The organism is Spiroplasma endosymbiont of Andrena trimmerana (assembly GCF_964019575.1).
Taxonomy (GTDB): Bacteria; Bacillota_I; Bacilli_A; order Mycoplasmatales; family VBWQ01; genus Spiroplasma_E.
This window is the reverse complement of the sequence record NZ_OZ026455.1, coordinates 1,232,738-1,251,040: the sequence shown is the minus strand read 5'-3', so window position 1 is coordinate 1,251,040 and position 18,303 is coordinate 1,232,738. Positions and strand designations below refer to the sequence as shown.

Sequence of the window (18,303 nt, the reverse complement as noted above, 5' to 3'; positions counted from 1 at the left end):
ATTTTTTCACACAATTCTAACAAATAATGTCTAATTTGTCATATAAATATTCTTTAAGTTGATCAACTTTAACTATAACTTGATTTGTAGTATCACGATCTCTAATTGTAACAGTACCTTTAGTTTTTGTGTCATAATCAATTGTTACACAATACATAGTACCAATACCATCTTGATAACGATAAGATTTACCAACACTTGATGATGCTTCATAAATTACTCTTAATTGTGTTTTATTTAACATTTCAAAAATTTCATATGCCTCTTTACCCAATTTTGTTTTATTTAAAGACATAACAGCTACTTGATAAGGGCAAATACTCTTATTTAATTTTAACACTAACCGTTCTTTATCGTCTTTTAAAACTTCTTTTGTAAATGCTTCACAAACTAAAGCTAATAAAAGCCTTTCAACACCAATTGAAGGTTCAATAACTGAAGGAATAACCATTCTTTTTACTGTAACATTAGGATCTTGAATTTCAAAATTTACACCAGAATTCTCACTATGTTTTGTTAAATCATAATTCCCACGATTAGCTATACCACATAATTCACTCATACCAAAAGGAAAATTATATTCAATATCAGTAGTTGCTAATGCATAATGTGCTAGTTGATTTTGTTCATGATTTTTAAATTTTATATTTTTTGAATTCAATAAACCTACTAGAGAGAGAAATTCTTTACATTGATCAACTCAATAATTAAATCAAGTGTTATCATTTTTATCCTTTGGAATAAAGAAAAATTCTAATTCCATTTGTTCAAATTCTCTAGTACGAAAAATAAAATTACCAGGAGTTATCTCATTTCTAAAACTTTTACCAATTTGACCAATACCAAATGGTACTTTTTTATTACAACTATTTCTTACATTATTAAAATTTATAAATATTCCTTGTGCAGTTTCAGGTCTTAAATAAATTTTATTTTTATCTTCTTTTAAAACACCTTGATATGTTTCAAACATTAATTGAAATTGTCTAACTTTAGTTCAATCTTCATTATTGCATTTAATACATTTAATATGATTTTGATTAATATATGTTTCTAATTTTTCATTACTTCAATTATCACAATTAATACTAGGAAAATAATGATTAATTAAATTATCAACTCGAAATCGAGACTTACATTTTTTACAATCAATTAATGGATCACTAAAATTACTCAAATGCCCTGAAGCTTCTCAAACTTTAGATTTCATAATAATTGAACTATCTAACCCAACATTGTATGGATTTTTTTCGACAAAAAAAACTCATCAACTTTTCTTAATATTATTTTTAAGTGCTACACCAAGCGGACCATAATCTCAACTATTAGCAAGACCTGAATAAATTTCTGATCCTTGAAAAATAAAACCATTTTCTTTTAAATGAGTAATTATTTCCTTCATTGACTTATCATTGATAATTTTATTAATCATTGCCCCTCCATTAATCATAAAAATTTTCTTAAATATCTTAAATAATACATAAAATCTCTAAAAAGAATAATCTTGTTAATAATATGTTCATAGATAGGTTTTGTCAACCTATTATAAGTGTTATATATTATTAAAAACAATATAACAACTAATTATTAAAATATTTATGTAATTATTAATTTATTATTATATTTTTGACAGTGGTTTTCTAAAATATTAAGAATTTTATTAAGTTCTTCTTTTTCAACTTTTCATTTATTAATATCTTGATAATTTAATAAATAAAGTTGATATATTTTTTTAAACAAAACAATGTCAAAATTAATTATAGCTAATTCTAAAGAACAATTTTTACAAAAAATACCACCCAAATCATAATTAATTAAATACAAATTAGTTATTTGATTACAATTAATACAATTAGTAAAGTTAAACTGAATTCCTTGAAATATTAAACTATGAAATAAGAAAAAAACATAAACTTTCTTAAAGTTACTATTTATCATTAACTGTTCATATAAATTAAATAAAAAAGTAAAAGATATTTTTATTATTAATACTAATTTTTTCTAAATAATTAATAATTATCTTGTTAAAACTTTTAATCAATTGATAACTTTTTTCATTTATAAAACTATTAAAACTTTTTATTTTTTTATATGTTATACATAAGTTTGAACAATCATAATTTTGATTAAAAATAAAAATTCAACAATCTAAAAGACTATATTTATTTAAATTGATTTTTATTTCTGGTAAAGAAACTATTTTAACACCATAATTTGATGTTAAAATGGTAACATTATTTATTGATTTAATGTAGTTAATGTTTAAAATCAAACCAGTATCAATATTAAACATATTTTAACTATAACCTAACTCTTTTAATTTTCTAGGATTATTTCTTCAATCAGGTATTACTTTTACAAAAGTTTTTAATATAATATGAGAATCAAAAATACTTTCTAAATCTGTTCTAGCTCTTATTCCAATTTCTTTAATCATACTACCTCCTTTACCAATAATAATTCCTTTTTGTGAGTCGCGTTCAACAACAATAACAGCATTAATATCAGTAATATTAGTATTTGGATTATAATTAATACTTTCAATTAATACTGCTACACTATAAGGAATTTCTTCTTCTGTTAAATTTAAAATTTTTTCACGAATAATTTCCTTAATTAAAGTATTATCTGAAACATCATCGTTATTTTCAATTAAATAAATCTTTTCACCAATTGGTAAATACTCATATAGTTTTTTCAATAATATATCTAAGTTCATTTCTTTTATAGCAGAAATTGGAATTATTTCTTTAAATGGTAATAAATCTTTTCACTCATTAATTTTATCCATTACTTTTTCTTTTGTTACTAAATCAACCTTAGTTAATAAAAGTAGAATAGTTGTATTTACCCTTTCTGATAATAATTTAATAATATGTTTATCGCTATTTCCAATGTATTCATTACATGGCGCTAATAAACAAATAATGTTAGTTTCTTTAGTGGCACGGTTAGCATCGCGATTCATCATTCGTCCAAGTTGGTTATTATGTTTATGAATGCCGGGAGTATCAAAAAATATGATTTGCATATCATCACTATTATAAATACCTTGAATTTGATTTCTGGTTGTTTGTGGTTTATTAGACACAATTGCCTTTTTTTCTTGAAGAATGGTATTTAATAAAGTTGATTTTCCAACATTACTTCTACCAATAAAACTAACAAAACCTGATTTAAAATTATTAGTCATAAATTAATTCCCTTTCAATGAACTTGGTTTAAACGCTAAAGGTAATAAGTCTTTTACTAATATTTTACAAATTGTTTTAGTATCATTATTTTCATTTTTATTACTAATATAAACAGGGCATGTTTCTGGCATAATTTCAATCATAAATTGACGACACATACCACAAGGAGAACCAACCGTTTCACTATCAGTAATTAAAAATAGACTAATAATATCTTCTTTTTTATAACCTTGAGCAATAACTTGTGACAAAGCTGCTCTTTCAGCACAAATACCTACTGAGTATGCAGCATTTTCAACATTTACTCCTAACACTTCTTTACTATTTTTCAAAATTACTATTGCAGCAACTCTAAATAAAGAATAAGGCGCATAAGCATTTTTTTGTATTACTTTTGCTTTTTTCAATAATACTAATAAATCTATATCTTGTTCCATTATACCACTCCTTATTTTCTAGTAATACCAAGAATATTTAAAATTTCATCTTGTAAATCAAACATAACCTTTTCTTCTACGCTATTTTGATGATCATATCCTAATGTATGAAGTAATCCATGAATAAAAAGAAATGATAATTCTCTAATTAAACTATGACCATATTCTTGTGCTTGCGCTACTGCCTTTGAATAACAAATATAAACATCGCCTAAATCTCTAATATCAATATTAATATTTGGAAAATCATCATCATTATTTCCAAATGATAAAACATCAGGAACATAATCTTTATGACGATACATTTTATTTAATTCAATACTAGTCTGTTCGTCATTAAAAATAACAGCAATACACCATGTAATTTTCTGTTTTAACTTAATAGCTACTGCATTTAAAATATTTTCTGATAAAATATTAAAATTTTTAATGTCATAGTTATGATCATTGTAAATATTTACAATATTAATTTTTGCTGGCATTTATCTACCTAACTTCTTTTTGATTAAATTATATCAATATTTACATTTATGTTGTAATATTATTTCAAATAAATGTTAACAAACTTTCTTTACCAATAATTATTAATACCATTTGATTTAAATATGTATTAGAATTAATGTTTTCTTCAATTAAAAGTTGATTATTATCATTTCATTTTGGAAAAAAAATTGTTAAATAACATTTATTAATAGAGAAAAAAATAGTAATTTGATTAAAACTATTAAACTTTAAACATTCTTCTCTTTTAAAATCTAATAAATAAGCAAAGTGTCCCTTATTTTCATATCTTGTCTCACTTATAAAAATAGTTTGACCATTAACAGCATAAACATGAGGAATATTAATAATTTTTAAACCTAATAAGAGTCCTAAAAAAAGAAAAATTGAACTACTTCCTAATAAATAAGTACTTTTTCTAAAAAAAATCATTATTCATTACCATCTATACTTTTATAATTATTTAAATCAATTACATTTTTAAATAATTTTACTAGTGTTAAATCATGACCTGCATAAATAATAATTATTTTTTTATAATGATTCAATAATAAAGTTAATAACTTTATTTTTAAATCATTATTGATGTTACTCAAAATTTCATCTAATAAAATTACTTTTCAATCATAAAAAAATAAACTTAAGAAAATAATTATTTGTTTTTGACCTTGACTAAGATTAGCCCCATATTCTTGACAATAATAAAATGTTGTTAAACCTAAACTGCCCAAGAGATCATTAAATCCTAATTTTTGAAAATTTATTAATTTTTCTTTTGTAATATTAAATGATAAAATATTTTCTAAAACTGTACCGTTATGAATAATAGAATTTGAATGTAAATAAATACATTTTTTTTGTCAAAATTCATATGAAATATTATCTAATCCAATTTCATTATTAATTAAAATTTTACCTTTAAAAGGCACATATTTCTGAATTAATAATGATAGTAAGATTGTTTTACCAATGCCAGAAGGACCAATAATAATATTACTTTGTTTTAATATTAAATTTAAATTACTAAAAACTACTTTATTTCTTAAATTAAAATAACAATCTTTTAATACTATTTTATTAATTGAAATTTTTGTTATTCTTATATTGTAATCTACAATTAATAAAAACCGGAAAGAAAATAAGACTATTACCAATATTTTGAAAAAAAGAATTAATATAAATACTAATACTAGTAATAAATATTAATTGAGATAGATTAATTTTACCATCAAAAATTAATATTAATGATAAATATATAGTAATAAAACTAATAATATTTTTAATAAAACTTGTTAACGAACTATTATTAATAACTAAATTATTTAATTGTCAATAATTATTAATATGTGTATTATACTTTTTAACTAATATACTTTTAATATGCAGTTGCAAATTACGAAAATAGGCATCTTCAAAACTTTTTTGACTTAAAATTATTTGTTGCTGCAAATCTAATTTGGTAACTAGTTCTTTTTTTACTAATGGTTTTTTTCATAACATTATTATAAAATTAATTAATACTGTTATAAAACCATTTAATAAATTTACTAATCAAATCATAAAATGAATCTTAATCAAAACTATGCTAACAATAACACTAGTAATAAAATTAATAATTATCTCTAAACTATTATGACAAAACATAGTTGATATGTTATTAATATCTTGATATATTTGTAAAAAATCACTACCATTATATTTTTGTATTTCTATTGGTTTATTTTTAAATCATTTATTATGAAATAAATCTACTAAAAAGTTATTGAAATAAAAATAAAATTTTTGACATATTTTATTTAAAATATATTCAATTAAAATTTTCATTAAATTAATAAAAAAGAAACTTAATAATAAAATCATTGCTAACTGTAAACTATTATTTAAAATAATTTGATTAATAAAATGCTTATAAAATACTTGTGCTATAAAAAAGGTAGTAACTAAAAATAAATTATTAATTATAATAATTAATGAATAATATAAATAATTTGGAATCAAAAATGGTGAAAAATTTTTAATTTTATTCATCTTTTTTTTATTACTAGCTGAGTTATACTTGTAAGTGCAAGTAAATAAAATTGCAAAAAATTCTCATATAAAAATTTCATAATGCTAAATTTAGTTTAGAAAAAAGTAAGGAGTTTTTATATGAGTTATAAACATCTTGGCATAGATGAAAGAATTTATATTGAGAATCAATTGAAATTTAAATTTAAAATTAGTGAAATAGCTAAAAATCTTAATCGAAGTATTAGTACTATTATTCGAGAAATTAATAGAAATAAAGATAATAATCATTATTTTTCATTAATTGCACAAAATAAAGCTGAAAATCGAAAACAATCACATATTAGTTTTCATAAGTTTAAAAATAAGAATTTAGTAAAATATGTACAACAAAAATTACTATTAGGTTGATCACCTGAACAAATTTATGGCAGAATTAAAAATTTTCATAAAGAATGAGTTATTAGTTTTAAAACAATTTATACTTGAATTTATTTTGGAATGCTTGATAAAGTTACTAGTAAAAATTTAAGAAGAAAAGGTAAAAAACGAAAATCTAAAGAAAATCGTGGCAAGTTTAATGGTAAATCAATTAAAGAACGAGATATAAATGTTAATGATCGTATAACACTTGGTCATTGAGAAGGAGATACTATAGTATCATCACGAGGTAAAAGCAAATCATGTTTAATAACTTTAGTTGAAAGAGTATCACGATTTACTTTAGCAATATTAGTTAAAAACAGAACTACTAAAGTTATTAATAAAAATGTCAGTTATTATTTATCAATTCTTCCTAAAAACATTGTTAAAACTATTACTTTTGATCGTGGCAAAGAATTTTCAAATTGACAACAACTTGAAAAAAATTTAGATGTAAAAATTTATTTTGCCAATCCATATTCACCTTGACAAAGAGGTACTAATGAAAATACTAATGGTTTAATTAGAGAAAAATTTCCTAAAAAATTTATTTTTTCAAAAACTAATAAAAATGAAGTTCATAAATTTATATTGTCTTTAAATCAAAAACCGAGAAAAATACTAAATTATCTTTCACCAATCGAATATTTGGATAGAAAAATAATTTAGTTGCACTTACCTTTACAATTTAGCACTAATAAAAAAATTATTTATTATATTAGTTGAAATAACAACATTCGTAAAAATTTTTGTAAAATCTTCAATATTTTTTCAACTAAGTTCAATATCTTCTGGATTTGCCACCAGTCATTTATTTTTTTTCTTTTTGTAAATAACTACAAAATGAAATCCGACATTAGCATTATATATTTGAATAATTAATGGTTTAACAATTATTAGTGATTTTAATTTATCAAAATTAATATTATAAGCTTTTAATAATAAATTATAATTACTAGCCAATTGTTTTAATTCTAAAAGATTAATTCCCAATTTTGTTAAAAATATATCTTTTTTTATGTCATTAATTAATAACTTCTTCTTAAAATAAAACCTATATATCATAGCAAGACATGCCAAACCACAATCATTTTCTGTTTCTTGTTGAACAAAAGGATATTTCATATAAAAAATCACCGCCAATAATAATTAACAGTGATTACCATTTTTTCCTTTTTATTACTTACGATGTTTTTTCTTTTTAGCAGCAGCGCTTTGTTTTTCGCGTTTTTCATCACGCGCAGAAAGAAAATGTTTATGTCTTTTTTCTGCTCTTTTAGTTTCTTGGGCCTTTTTACTAAATCCTTTTAAAAGACGTTGAAACTCTTGTTCACTACTTGTTCGTTCTTCGTTTTCTTTGTTGTCTGATGATGGTGATTTTTTCACTGAATGCATTCATGTCAGCTCCTATTTTTTATTTTACTTTAACAATTATATTAGTAAATTAAAAAATTATCAATATTTTTATACAATATTAAACTTTTTATTTTAAAAAAAATTAAAAGTAAGATTATCTTTTAAAATTTCACACTTACTAACTATTATTTAATAATACTTAATGATTTTATCATATTTTAAATGTTTATGTTTTTAATAAATAAAACAAAAAATTTATTTATAAGCTGAGTTATACTTGTAAGTGCAAGTAAATAAAATTGCAAAAAATTCTCATATAAAAATTTCATAATGCTAAATTTAGTTTAGAAAAAAGTAAGGAGTTTTTATATGAGTTATAAACATCTTGGCATAGATGAAAGAATTTATATTGAGAATCAATTGAAATTTAAATTTAAAATTAGTGAAATAGCTAAAAATCTTAATCGAAGTATTAGTACTATTATTCGAGAAATTAATAGAAATAAAGATAATAATCATTATTTTTCATTAATTGCACAAAATAAAGCTGAAAATCGAAAACAATCACATATTAGTTTTCATAAGTTTAAAAATAAGAATTTAGTAAAATATGTACAACAAAAATTACTATTAGGTTGATCACCTGAACAAATTTATGGCAGAATTAAAAATTTTCATAAAGAATGAGTTATTAGTTTTAAAACAATTTATACTTGAATTTATTTTGGAATGCTTGATAAAGTTACTAGTAAAAATTTAAGAAGAAAAGGTAAAAAACGAAAATCTAAAGAAAATCGTGGCAAGTTTAATGGTAAATCAATTAAAGAACGAGATATAAATGTTAATGATCGTATAACACTTGGTCATTGAGAAGGAGATACTATAGTATCATCACGAGGTAAAAGCAAATCATGTTTAATAACTTTAGTTGAAAGAGTATCACGATTTACTTTAGCAATATTAGTTAAAAACAGAACTACTAAAGTTATTAATAAAAATGTCAGTTATTATTTATCAATTCTTCCTAAAAACATTGTTAAAACTATTACTTTTGATCGTGGCAAAGAATTTTCAAATTGACAACAACATGAAAAAAATTTAGATGTAAAAATTTATTTTGCCAATCCATATTCACCTTGACAAAGAGGTACTAATGAAAATACTAATGGTTTAATTAGAGAAAAATTTCCTAAAAAATTTATTTTTTCAAAAACTAATAAAAATGAAGTTCATAAATTTATATTGTCTTTAAATCAAAAACCGAGAAAAATACTAAATTATCTTTCACCAATCGAATATTTGGATAGAAAAATAATTTAGTTGCACTTACCTTTACAATTTAGCATAAAATAAATCTAAATGAACGATTTGATACTAAAAATGGAATAAAATTTAAATCTTCTTTAGAAAGTTTGCCAACAACGTTACGAATACCATCATTTTTAATTTTATTTGTAATAATATGTAATTCACCACGATAATTTTGTGCTTTATTATTAAGAATAACAACATCACCTTTTTCTAATCATTGATTAGTATTGTTAGCAGGGATATCTAATTCTTGATATATAACTCGAGAAATAACACTACGAATTATATCACGTGCTAAATCAGATCTAACTTTATGAATATTTTTATCAAAAAGAATCTGTTGTTCACTATCAGTAATATTAGAATTTAACTCAATTTTTAACGATAAATTTTTATAATCAATTTCATTTATCATTTTCAAATCATATTCTGTTAAAAACTGGTTAGCAATAATTATCATATCAATGCATAAAGCAATATAATGACGAATTTGTGTTACCAATGGTCAATCACGATGCAGTTCTAATGTTGGTAAATTATCATTATATTTTCAAGGTCCAATTTTATCTTTTCCTAATAATGTAACAAAGCTGGCAAATGGAATTTTATTAACAACGCTTTCAGATTGATTTAAACAAAAAAAGTCAATATCAGCACCGGTATATCTTTGTGGATAAAAATTATAACAACTAATAAGGTTATTAACATTAGCTTTATAAAATAATATTAAGTAGTTGATATCATTAATAACATATGAACCATTAATAAATATTTTAAAATTTAAACGATTTTGACTTAATTTTGCTTGATGCTTAATATCAATTCCTTCGTTGCAACGAATACCCGATAAACCATACATTTTAAAAAACTTTATGAAATCAAGTCGTTTATTAAGATTCAGATTAAATTCATTAATAAATTCAATATTAATATCTGCAAAAACATGCATATTATACTTTTTAGCAATTTGTGTTAATACTACTAATTTTTTTAAATTTTCATAATCTGTTTTTTTACAACTAATTAAAGTTGTAAAAATAGTTTGGGCGGTTGTCAAAGTTACGAAATAATTTATTATCATATTAGTAACTTATTTCCAAAAATGAATTATTTGAAAAATAATGAAAATTAGACAAAATTACTCTCTTTTCTTAAAACATTAAATTTATATTTTATATTCGACGTATTTAAAAAAAATAAAATATACATTTTGTAAGTTAAATTAAAATTATCAACAAGGAAAAAGACAAGAAATAATCTTGTCTTTTTTTGTAATTGTAAAATTTTAAAATTTTTAATAACAATCTTTAGCACTATTATCAACACGTGTTAGGGAACTAAAAAAGTGAACTACAACACAGTTGTTAAAAATAGTAGCTAAAACATGTGGACTTGCATGGATAAATAAAAAGTGGAGTGATACCTAATAAAATATACTAACCATTAATGGTAATTCTTGGGGTGGGAGCGAATTGGAAACTAGTATATATAGACCTGTTGTAGGGACCCATTGTATTAATTCTATTCTTTATTTAACCAACCTTGCCACTCCCCAGTGAGCAAGTGTTGGTTTTATTTTTTATTTTTTTTGAAAAATTTTTTTGGGCGAGAAAATAAATTTCAAACTTGTAAAAAAAATTGAGCGGGGCCGGTTCAATTAAAATATTAATTTGCTAAACGCAAATTAAATAAATATTGAATCGAATGCCTCAATGTTTTTTAAAATTTCACAATTTATTTTTGAGCCCAGTTTTCATGGAATGAATAAAACGAATAGTAGTAGTATTAATAATCTAAACATCAAAATATATGTTCTTTATGCTAGAAGCAACAGAACATATTAGGAAAGGATTATTATGCAAATAGAATTTAAAAAAGAACAAATTGTTAAAGATAAACCACAATCTATTCTTATTGATTATGTTGAATATAAATTATCACTTCCAAAATGAATGATTAAAAATAATTCTTTTATTGTTGATAACAGTTACACATATTGAGTTTTTAATTTAGAAAATATTAAAAGAGAATTAAGTGGTAATGAATTAATAAAATTATTAGAACCATATATTAAAGACCAAAAAATAACTGTTAATAAACCAATTACTCCAAAAGAATATTATCTTAATGATATAAAACTTGAACCATTAACATTTTATGAACAGCATAATAGTTGATTTATGGGTGAAATAACTGATAACAAAACTAAAATTACTAATCCTTGTTTTAAATATAACATTACGTGAGAAGAAAACAGAAAAGGTTTTAAAATAAATAATCCATATAAGCATAATGATTTAGCAATTAATTATATAGTTACTTCTTATAAGGAAATTTCAAATCATAATGAAAAAGTATTTTTGTTGAACATGTAAACAAAATAAATTAGATTATTTATTTTTTAATACTAATGATATAAAAACAAGAAAATATTTTTTAAGAGATAAAAATAGTAAAGCAATTTGTTATGACTGTATTTTAAATATTAAGTTAATTAGGAGGTATAAATATGAATAAAGAATATTTAACTAAAAGAGAAACGATTTGCATACCAGACAGTGATGATATTGAATTTAAAATAGGGCTAATTAAACTGATTGATGATTTAAAAAAAGATAATTTAGTTTGTGGTCATAAAGAATTTATTGAAGAATGTAAATATTGTTGATGTAATTGTGATTTAGAAATTATTAAAACGGTTATTAGAGGTTAACTTAATTAATGCAATATGACTTAATTATTGGAATTGACCCTGCTGGAATTGGTAATAATGGAATGGTTATATATTCAAGTGAAACTAATAATATTGTTTTTAATGAAACATTTAATACATTAACTGTTTTATGAACTAAAAATATGTATAAAGAAAAATTGCAATTAATTAAAGAAAAATTTATTGATAAAAAAATATTAGTTATTGTAGAAAATTTCTTTTTAAGTTCAAAACAATTATTAACTAATCCATTATCAACACCTAAAATTATTGGTGCATTAATGGTATTAGTTCAAGATGTTTTTAACTGAGATTATTTCGAAAATCACCCAAAAAATAAAAATAAAATAACAGATTATAAAGGAAATATAAAATTAACAAAACATGAACAAGATGCTTATAAGCATATTCAATATTATTTAAAAAAACATAAGAAAATATTGATTTTTGATAATTATTTAAGGAATTCTAAAAATGAAAGATAAAGAAAATTATGTCAAATTAAAAGTAAAACTGAGTAACACTATTGAAGCAAAATATTACGAAAAAGGTAATAAAGAATTATATTATAGTGTTCGTGGTCAATGAAATGGATTAAATTATGTTACTTTAATTTTTAATAACCCAAAACTTTATAGACGCTGTATTTTATTAAACAAAAATGATGAAATTTTAGTAACTGGTCAAATCTTTAACACTTTAAACATTCCTAAAAATCGTGCATTTTGTTCAATCAATGTTAAATGATTTAAAAAATGAAAAGAGTAAAAAATGATATTATGAAAAATTTTATTGATAATACCAATATTAATAACATCTATAACACTAATAATAATTTTAATATTTATTATTAAAGAATTAAAAAATGAATATAAAGTATTAAAAATATTAAGTGAAATTGCTAATCAAATTAAAAATAAGGAGAAAAAATAATGATTAAACAAAAATTAATTGATTATATTGAAGAGGAATGAAATATTAATGTACATCATTGTGATTGTTGTGATTATTCTTATGAAAATGATAAACCAGAAAGAATTATGAAATTACTTGAATTAATAAGAAATGGAGAATTTGATAATGAGTAATAATAAAAATGAATTAAAAATTCCTAATTTTATTAAAAGTAATAAAGAATAATAAATGTGGTTATGGTAGATTTTATGCACATAAATGTAATAACTTTTGTAAACAAAAACAAAATAAAAGAGTTAGAAAAGAAAAGTTAAATTATGAATAAAGAAAAATTAATTATTTCTATGAAAGAAAGAATAGATTTATTAAATAATTCATTAATAGAATATTCATCCAAACTTTATGAGTTAGAAAACTGAATTATAAGACTTGAAAGAGGTGAATTTGACTAATGATAATATTACCTACTTTGTTTGAAAATAAAGATGAAATTGAAATATTATCACCATTTCCAAAAGCAATTCATACAAGTAATGATATTAGAGCAATTATTTTAAGACAATACCCAAATGTTAAATCCAAACACATAATTGTTTCTGACCCAGAAAGTAATGTTGCATTAATAGTTGGGATAATGATTTTTATCAAGGTTGAATTAAAGTAACAATTAAAAAATTAGAAAATTAAAGGAGAATAAAATGCCAAGTATAGAAAATCAATCAAATTATACTTTAACTAAATTAATTAGAATTGGAATAAGTCCAATTTGTGCAATGATTGGTACAAGTGCTTATTATGGTCAAGTGATTGCAAATCCAGTATTAGGTTCAATTAATAGTTTATTATTTGGTAAAAAATTAGGTTTAGATATTTGAAATTTAAATCAAAGACCAAATACTAAAACTAAATTAATTAATAGTAGTAAAAAAATATTATTAGGTTTAGGAACAATTGGATTAGCAAATTATAGTAAATGAACAAAGAATAATATTACTCCAATTATTCCAACAACACCAATGCCAATAACTACTACAACTACAACTGAGGGTCCTCCATGATTATTATTAAATAAACAAGAACATCAGTCATTAATGGATTGAGATACTTATATTTCATTAAATGCTTATGGTATTTCAAATCTTATTAGTGGATTAACTGAGTTAATACCTAATAAATTTGAAACAATAAGAAAGATTTGTAATATGGCAACTGGTGGATGTTTAATATCAAGTGGTGTAGCAATGGGAATTAATAATGATTTTAATAATGCTTATGCAGTACCTACTATTATTGCTGGTGCAAGTGAAATAATCCATAATTTACTACCTATGGAAACTACAAATCATATTCAAGAAATGCAAGAAACATCATTTAATTATGAAACTACAAGATTAATTAATGACAATAGATTTACTATTAATAGTGAAACTGCAAGTCAATATTATGGTAGTGATAATATGAGCGAAGTACCATTAAATCACGATAATGCTTCATTAAATTGAGATTATAATCACATGAATTTATAAAGGAGGTGAATAATTTATGAATAAAGAAAAATTAATTGAATATTATAATCATCAAATAAAAACATATAAAGAAAGAATAGAAGAATTCAATAAAGAAATATCTGTATTAGTAGAAATTATAAGTAATTCACAATCAATGATTGAAAGAATTAATGGTGGTCAATTTGATGAATAATTAAAAATTAAAAATAAATAGTTGAAAGGAAAATATTCAAATGAAAGAATTTTTACATGAATTAATAATTATTGGAACAAGTGTTGGAACATTAATTTGCAGAGAAATTATTGTTTTATTAAAAAGATTTATCACAACTCCAAAACATGTTAGAGCAAATAACAAAATTATAAAACATCAAAAAAAATTAGCAAAATTAAACGAAAAAATTAATAAAGGAGAAAAATAATATGACAAAAATTGAATTTAATGAAAAATATAGAAAACAAGATATCAGTATTGATAGAGATTTTGATTTACATATTGATAATTGTTTTAAATTTTCTGATATCAATACATTAGAAAATGCTGTTAATGATTATAAAAAACTAATAAGTGAAATGCCACAATTAGTTAAAGATTGATTATTGGGATAAGATTAGGAGAATGTTAAATGTTAGAAAATGAAAATAATGTTCAACAAACAACTGAACCTTTAACTGAAAATAATGCTCAACAAGAAATAGAAAATAAAGTTAATGAAGCAGAAAATAAGTTAAATAAACTTAATCAAGAAATTAAAGAAAAAGAAATGATTAATATATTTAAAAAATATCAAGTTAAAACTGAATTTTATGATTATTTAAAATTTAAAACAAGTAATATAGAAAATTCAAAAATTGAAGAAACTATTAAAAAAATGATTAAAGAACAACCGGTATTTAAACAAACAATTAATACAGGTGGCAATAAACAAATAATTATTAATAATAAAACAAATGACAAAGAAAATTTTTTAATTAATTATAAAAAGAAAAATTATTTATAAACGAAAGGAAGAAATAAAATGTCAGTACCATTTAATCAAAATTTAGACAATACAGAGAGATTAGTAGAAGCACCAGAATTTATAGAGTTTTTTAAAATTTCAAATAGTCCATGGGCAAACTTTTTCCCTACTGAAATTGTTGACTCAGTAAATATTGAGTTTATTGTTAAAAAACCAAAAAAACCGGAAGTAAAAATTATTGCTTGGGATGATAAAAGTAAAAGATATGAATTACCATATGTTGATACAGATAAAATTAGTAAAAAAATAACTAAAAAATATCTTGCAGGAGAAATTATTGCAGATGTAGATTTAAAAGCAAATAATGGACAAAATTTATTAGATAGTATGCAATATGAAGTTGCAAATGATTTAGCAGATAAATTGGCAATTGATGATACACAAGCAATTGCAAAATTTGCTACTAAAATCGATATTGAAGATACAACACCAGTAGGCTATTTAAAATCAATGTTATCTGCTTGAAATACTTTGTTTCAATTTAGAAACATTGCAAATAGTAAATTTTTTATTACTAATGGTCTTTATGATAGTTTAGTTTATTTAGCAGATAATAAAGGTTTAATTACCGATAATCAGTTGGCACAACAATTACGTTTAAATGGAAATAATTTATATGTAAAAGGCGTATTATGTGAAATCGTTCTTGATGACTATATGATTTTTACTAATGATAAAAATGAACAACAATTAATGACCTTTATTTTAGCAACACCAAGAGCAATGAAAAGATACATGATAGAAAATACAGTTATTTATGTAGATTTTATTAAAGATGATAAAACAGGAAGAGCATATAAAGTTGCTGGTGAAGTTGTTGGAGAAGCAATACCATATATTTCTAATAATGAAACAACATCACGTTGAATGTTATGTGGAGTTATTAAAACAGAAAAACCTGATTTAAAAACTAAAATCACAAGTTTAACAACCGATATTACTGCAAATGTTAATAACAATAATAATGAATTAAACACACAAATAAAAAGTACTAATGAACTTAAATCATTAAATCCAAATTTAACAAATCCAACTATTAAATATTTTAGTGATGCACAAGGAAAAACTAATGTAAGTAATCAAAAACAAAAAGCAGGTGACTTATATATAACTATTACTGCAAATGTTAATGACTTAAATTATAAAGGAACAACAAATCCAATTAAAATAACTCTTAAATAAAGGAAATTAATATCATGCCAATTGGTACAACTAGTACAGCAATACTTTTAAACATAAATAAACCAAAACATACTAGAACAAGTAACCAACAAGAAAATAAAAGTTTTTGATGAGAAATTTTAGAAATGATTGGTGTATAAGTTATAGCAGTAGCACTTGCTCCTTTTACTGGTGGATTAAGTGAAAGTTTTGCACTTGGATTAGGTGCAAGTGATTTAGTTGCTAGTATTAGTGCTGTTGGTGTAGAATTTTTAACTGATTTTACTATTAATCAAGTTTATGATTATTTGAAAGGAAATGTAACAAAATTAAATACTTTCTTTAATATACTACCTGCATTTGCTGGACTGAATAAAATTAGTCGTGGTTATCGTACAACTAAATTTATTAAATTAGCACAAGAAACTAAAACATTAGAACAAGTTGGTATTAAAGAAGTAAAAAAACTTACAAGAAATTATTAGTCAAGTAGGTGGAAAAGAAATTTTAACAGATAAAATTATTGGTAATAAACGTTATTTAATGAATTATAGTTTTACTCCTAATCGTGAAACAGTATTACGAGATTTAGGTTATGTTGCTGAAAGACAATATAAAAATAATTTTCAAAAATTAGAAGCACAGGAGTTAAAAGATTACTTATTATTACAAAATACATTAATAAAATTAAGTCCACAATTAACTCCTAAATTTAAAATCAAAGATATTGAAAAAGCAAATAATTTTTTAAAAAAATATAATACTGATTTAAAAAAAGTATTATCTATGAACCAACATGATTGATTAAATTTAGTTCATACAATACACACAGAAAATAGATATGGAAAAACTTTAATTTTGGATTTACAAAAAATTCGTGCTAATGCTATTAAATTTGATTTTAAAAAAAGTTCAATTCATAAGATTGTTTTAAATGCAAATAAATTGTTTAAATATTTGGATATTAGATTTTATTTAAAAAAAGGTTTAAATAAATTTTGAAAAAATACACCATATTTTGAAAAATTACGAGAAAGTATATATAAATTACAAGAAAAATTTGAAAAGTTGGAAAAACAAGCATTTGAAAAAATTAATAAATTAAAAGAAAAAACAACTGATTTATTTACTAGTGCAGAAAAAAGAGCAATTAAACATGCACAATTAATTCCATTAAATTCACCAGTATTTATGGGTTGTAAAATTCAACCTTTATCATTAGATAAATGTGCAATTACTATTTATCATCGCAATACTAAATATAAACCAATTACAGTTGTTGATAGTATTCTTAAAGCAGAAACTTTTGTTACTCAAATACATCCATTCCATTGATATCGTTGATATAGTGGTTGATACATTGGTTATGGTGTTAATCATAATAAATGATTAAAAGCAATAGCATTTGCTCCACCAGTGGTTCAACAAGTAATTAGAGATAGTTTTAAAGTATATAGAGAAATATTTAGAATAGTAAGAACTTATCATAAAGTAGTAAATGTTATTAATAATCCTATTGAAAATGTAAATAAATCATTTAAAAGTGTTGGTTTAAAATTTTCAGTTAATACTTTATTTGGTACAGGATTATTACATCATTTAGAAAAATTTGCATATAGTCAAGTTATAGCAAAAAGTAAGAAAAAATTAAGAAAAAACAAAAATAAAATACAAAAAGAAATTGAACATATAACACATAGAAAAACAAAAAAACATACTCATCATTATAAACAAGCATTTTTTAAGGAATGATAA

32 protein-coding genes are annotated in these 18,303 nt (G+C 22.1%); 20 read left to right on the top strand and 12 right to left on the bottom strand.

What is annotated here, in order from left to right; all coding sequences use genetic code 4:
* Nucleotides 1-16: 16 nt before the first annotated feature.
* The 9 genes from AACL03_RS07470 to AACL03_RS07430 form a co-directional block, all read right to left on the bottom strand.
* Nucleotides 17-1,432 carry a glycine--tRNA ligase gene (locus AACL03_RS07470; RefSeq protein WP_338974931.1) on the bottom strand — a complete coding sequence of 472 codons (1,416 nt, stop codon included), beginning with the start codon at nt 1,430-1,432 and terminating at the stop codon, nt 17-19.
* Between the two features lie 164 nt (nt 1,433-1,596).
* On the bottom strand, nt 1,597-1,938 hold the full coding sequence (locus tag AACL03_RS07465; protein WP_339039962.1) for a DNA repair protein RecO C-terminal domain-containing protein: 342 nt from the start codon (nt 1,936-1,938) through the stop codon (nt 1,597-1,599).
* Between the two features lie 16 nt (nt 1,939-1,954).
* On the bottom strand, nt 1,955-2,293 hold the full coding sequence (locus AACL03_RS07460; protein ID WP_339039961.1) for a hypothetical protein: 339 nt from the start codon (nt 2,291-2,293) through the stop codon (nt 1,955-1,957).
* A 3-nt stretch (nt 2,294-2,296) separates the two neighbouring features.
* Nucleotides 2,297-3,193 carry a GTPase Era gene (era, locus tag AACL03_RS07455; protein WP_339039960.1) on the bottom strand — a complete coding sequence of 299 codons (897 nt, stop codon included), beginning with the start codon at nt 3,191-3,193 and terminating at the stop codon, nt 2,297-2,299.
* A gap of 3 nt (nt 3,194-3,196) precedes the next feature.
* The gene (gene cdd / locus AACL03_RS07450) at nt 3,197-3,631 is read right to left on the bottom strand and encodes a cytidine deaminase (protein ID WP_338957389.1); all 435 of its coding nucleotides are present in this window, start codon (nt 3,629-3,631) and stop codon (nt 3,197-3,199) included.
* An 11-nt stretch (nt 3,632-3,642) separates the two neighbouring features.
* Nucleotides 3,643-4,113: an rRNA maturation RNase YbeY gene (ybeY, locus tag AACL03_RS07445; RefSeq protein WP_174480613.1), complete on the bottom strand. Its 471-nt coding sequence runs from the start codon at nt 4,111-4,113 to the stop codon at nt 3,643-3,645.
* Nucleotides 4,114-4,159: 46 nt separating this feature from the next.
* On the bottom strand, nt 4,160-4,564 hold the full coding sequence (locus AACL03_RS07440) for a hypothetical protein (protein WP_338957396.1): 405 nt from the start codon (nt 4,562-4,564) through the stop codon (nt 4,160-4,162).
* The gene (locus AACL03_RS07435; protein WP_339039959.1) at nt 4,564-5,286 is read right to left on the bottom strand and encodes an ATP-binding cassette domain-containing protein; all 723 of its coding nucleotides are present in this window, start codon (nt 5,284-5,286) and stop codon (nt 4,564-4,566) included. Before AACL03_RS07435 ends, AACL03_RS07440 begins: the two co-directional genes overlap by 1 nt.
* Entirely contained in the window at nt 5,210-6,160 is a 951-nt protein-coding gene (locus AACL03_RS07430; protein WP_339039958.1) for a hypothetical protein, read from the bottom strand. Before AACL03_RS07430 ends, AACL03_RS07435 begins: the two co-directional genes overlap by 77 nt.
* A gap of 120 nt (nt 6,161-6,280) precedes the next feature.
* On the opposite strand from AACL03_RS07430, the gene AACL03_RS07425 reads away from it, so the two are divergent.
* A complete protein-coding gene (locus AACL03_RS07425; protein WP_339038665.1) occupies nt 6,281-7,231 on the top strand; it encodes an IS30 family transposase in 951 nt (316 codons plus the stop codon).
* A 12-nt stretch (nt 7,232-7,243) separates the two neighbouring features.
* On the opposite strand, the gene AACL03_RS07420 is transcribed toward AACL03_RS07425, so the two are convergent.
* Both AACL03_RS07420 and AACL03_RS07415 read right to left on the bottom strand, forming a co-directional pair.
* Nucleotides 7,244-7,687 (bottom strand): cysteine peptidase family C39 domain-containing protein, encoded by a 444-nt coding sequence (locus AACL03_RS07420; protein ID WP_339039957.1) that lies wholly within the window; start codon nt 7,685-7,687, stop codon nt 7,244-7,246.
* 54 nt (nt 7,688-7,741) lie between these two features.
* The gene (locus AACL03_RS07415) at nt 7,742-7,957 is read right to left on the bottom strand and encodes a hypothetical protein (RefSeq protein ID WP_174480618.1); all 216 of its coding nucleotides are present in this window, start codon (nt 7,955-7,957) and stop codon (nt 7,742-7,744) included.
* 330 nt (nt 7,958-8,287) lie between these two features.
* Here AACL03_RS07415 and AACL03_RS07410 point away from each other — a divergent pair, with 330 nt between their 5' ends.
* On the top strand, nt 8,288-9,238 hold the full coding sequence (locus AACL03_RS07410) for an IS30 family transposase (RefSeq protein WP_339039956.1): 951 nt from the start codon (nt 8,288-8,290) through the stop codon (nt 9,236-9,238).
* 19 nt (nt 9,239-9,257) lie between these two features.
* Here the strand turns inward: AACL03_RS07410 and AACL03_RS07405 are convergent, their stop codons facing one another.
* Nucleotides 9,258-10,310, bottom strand: a complete 1,053-nt coding sequence (locus AACL03_RS07405; protein ID WP_339039955.1) for a MupG family TIM beta-alpha barrel fold protein — start codon at nt 10,308-10,310, stop codon at nt 9,258-9,260.
* 631 nt (nt 10,311-10,941) lie between these two features.
* Between AACL03_RS07405 and AACL03_RS07400 the strand changes: the two genes are divergently transcribed.
* From AACL03_RS07400 to AACL03_RS07315, 18 genes are all read left to right on the top strand, one after another.
* Nucleotides 10,942-11,073 carry a hypothetical protein gene (locus AACL03_RS07400; protein WP_338956793.1) on the top strand — a complete coding sequence of 44 codons (132 nt, stop codon included), beginning with the start codon at nt 10,942-10,944 and terminating at the stop codon, nt 11,071-11,073.
* A 12-nt stretch (nt 11,074-11,085) separates the two neighbouring features.
* Nucleotides 11,086-11,604 (top strand): hypothetical protein, encoded by a 519-nt coding sequence (locus AACL03_RS07395; RefSeq protein ID WP_338956794.1) that lies wholly within the window; start codon nt 11,086-11,088, stop codon nt 11,602-11,604.
* A 134-nt stretch (nt 11,605-11,738) separates the two neighbouring features.
* Complete coding sequence (locus AACL03_RS07390) at nt 11,739-11,942, top strand: hypothetical protein (RefSeq protein ID WP_339039954.1); 204 nt, start codon at nt 11,739-11,741, stop codon at nt 11,940-11,942.
* Nucleotides 11,943-11,950: 8 nt separating this feature from the next.
* Nucleotides 11,951-12,427, top strand: coding sequence for a hypothetical protein (locus AACL03_RS07385; protein WP_339039953.1), 477 nt, complete (start codon nt 11,951-11,953; stop codon nt 12,425-12,427).
* Nucleotides 12,417-12,710 (top strand): hypothetical protein, encoded by a 294-nt coding sequence (locus tag AACL03_RS07380; RefSeq protein WP_338956800.1) that lies wholly within the window; start codon nt 12,417-12,419, stop codon nt 12,708-12,710. Before AACL03_RS07385 ends, AACL03_RS07380 begins: the two co-directional genes overlap by 11 nt.
* Before the next feature lie 3 nt (nt 12,711-12,713).
* Nucleotides 12,714-12,875 carry a hypothetical protein gene (locus AACL03_RS07375; RefSeq protein WP_338958885.1) on the top strand — a complete coding sequence of 54 codons (162 nt, stop codon included), beginning with the start codon at nt 12,714-12,716 and terminating at the stop codon, nt 12,873-12,875.
* A complete protein-coding gene (locus AACL03_RS07370; protein ID WP_338956806.1) occupies nt 12,875-13,030 on the top strand; it encodes a hypothetical protein in 156 nt (51 codons plus the stop codon). The genes AACL03_RS07375 and AACL03_RS07370 overlap by 1 nt, the downstream gene beginning before the upstream one ends.
* Nucleotides 13,031-13,174: 144 nt before the next feature.
* On the top strand, nt 13,175-13,309 hold the full coding sequence (locus tag AACL03_RS07365) for a hypothetical protein (RefSeq protein WP_338956809.1): 135 nt from the start codon (nt 13,175-13,177) through the stop codon (nt 13,307-13,309).
* A complete protein-coding gene (locus AACL03_RS07360) occupies nt 13,309-13,521 on the top strand; it encodes a hypothetical protein (RefSeq protein WP_339039952.1) in 213 nt (70 codons plus the stop codon). Before AACL03_RS07365 ends, AACL03_RS07360 begins: the two co-directional genes overlap by 1 nt.
* A 34-nt stretch (nt 13,522-13,555) precedes the next feature.
* Nucleotides 13,556-14,383, top strand: a complete 828-nt coding sequence (locus AACL03_RS07355) for a hypothetical protein (protein WP_339039951.1) — start codon at nt 13,556-13,558, stop codon at nt 14,381-14,383.
* A gap of 16 nt (nt 14,384-14,399) precedes the next feature.
* Nucleotides 14,400-14,558 (top strand): hypothetical protein, encoded by a 159-nt coding sequence (locus tag AACL03_RS07350; protein WP_338957615.1) that lies wholly within the window; start codon nt 14,400-14,402, stop codon nt 14,556-14,558.
* A 40-nt stretch (nt 14,559-14,598) separates the two neighbouring features.
* A complete protein-coding gene (locus tag AACL03_RS07345) occupies nt 14,599-14,787 on the top strand; it encodes a hypothetical protein (RefSeq protein WP_174481134.1) in 189 nt (62 codons plus the stop codon).
* 1 nt (nt 14,788) lies between these two features.
* Complete coding sequence (locus AACL03_RS07340; RefSeq protein ID WP_174480219.1) at nt 14,789-14,974, top strand: hypothetical protein; 186 nt, start codon at nt 14,789-14,791, stop codon at nt 14,972-14,974.
* A 17-nt stretch (nt 14,975-14,991) separates the two neighbouring features.
* Nucleotides 14,992-15,366, top strand: a complete 375-nt coding sequence (locus AACL03_RS07335; RefSeq protein WP_338958511.1) for a hypothetical protein — start codon at nt 14,992-14,994, stop codon at nt 15,364-15,366.
* 18 nt (nt 15,367-15,384) lie between these two features.
* Nucleotides 15,385-16,569, top strand: a complete 1,185-nt coding sequence (locus tag AACL03_RS07330) for a hypothetical protein (RefSeq protein ID WP_339039950.1) — start codon at nt 15,385-15,387, stop codon at nt 16,567-16,569.
* A gap of 14 nt (nt 16,570-16,583) precedes the next feature.
* Nucleotides 16,584-16,709: a hypothetical protein gene (locus AACL03_RS07325; protein WP_339039949.1), complete on the top strand. Its 126-nt coding sequence runs from the start codon at nt 16,584-16,586 to the stop codon at nt 16,707-16,709.
* 147 nt (nt 16,710-16,856) lie between these two features.
* The gene (locus AACL03_RS07320; protein ID WP_339039948.1) at nt 16,857-17,033 is read left to right on the top strand and encodes a hypothetical protein; all 177 of its coding nucleotides are present in this window, start codon (nt 16,857-16,859) and stop codon (nt 17,031-17,033) included.
* 58 nt (nt 17,034-17,091) lie between these two features.
* Nucleotides 17,092-18,303, top strand: a complete 1,212-nt coding sequence (locus AACL03_RS07315) for a hypothetical protein (RefSeq protein WP_339039947.1) — start codon at nt 17,092-17,094, stop codon at nt 18,301-18,303.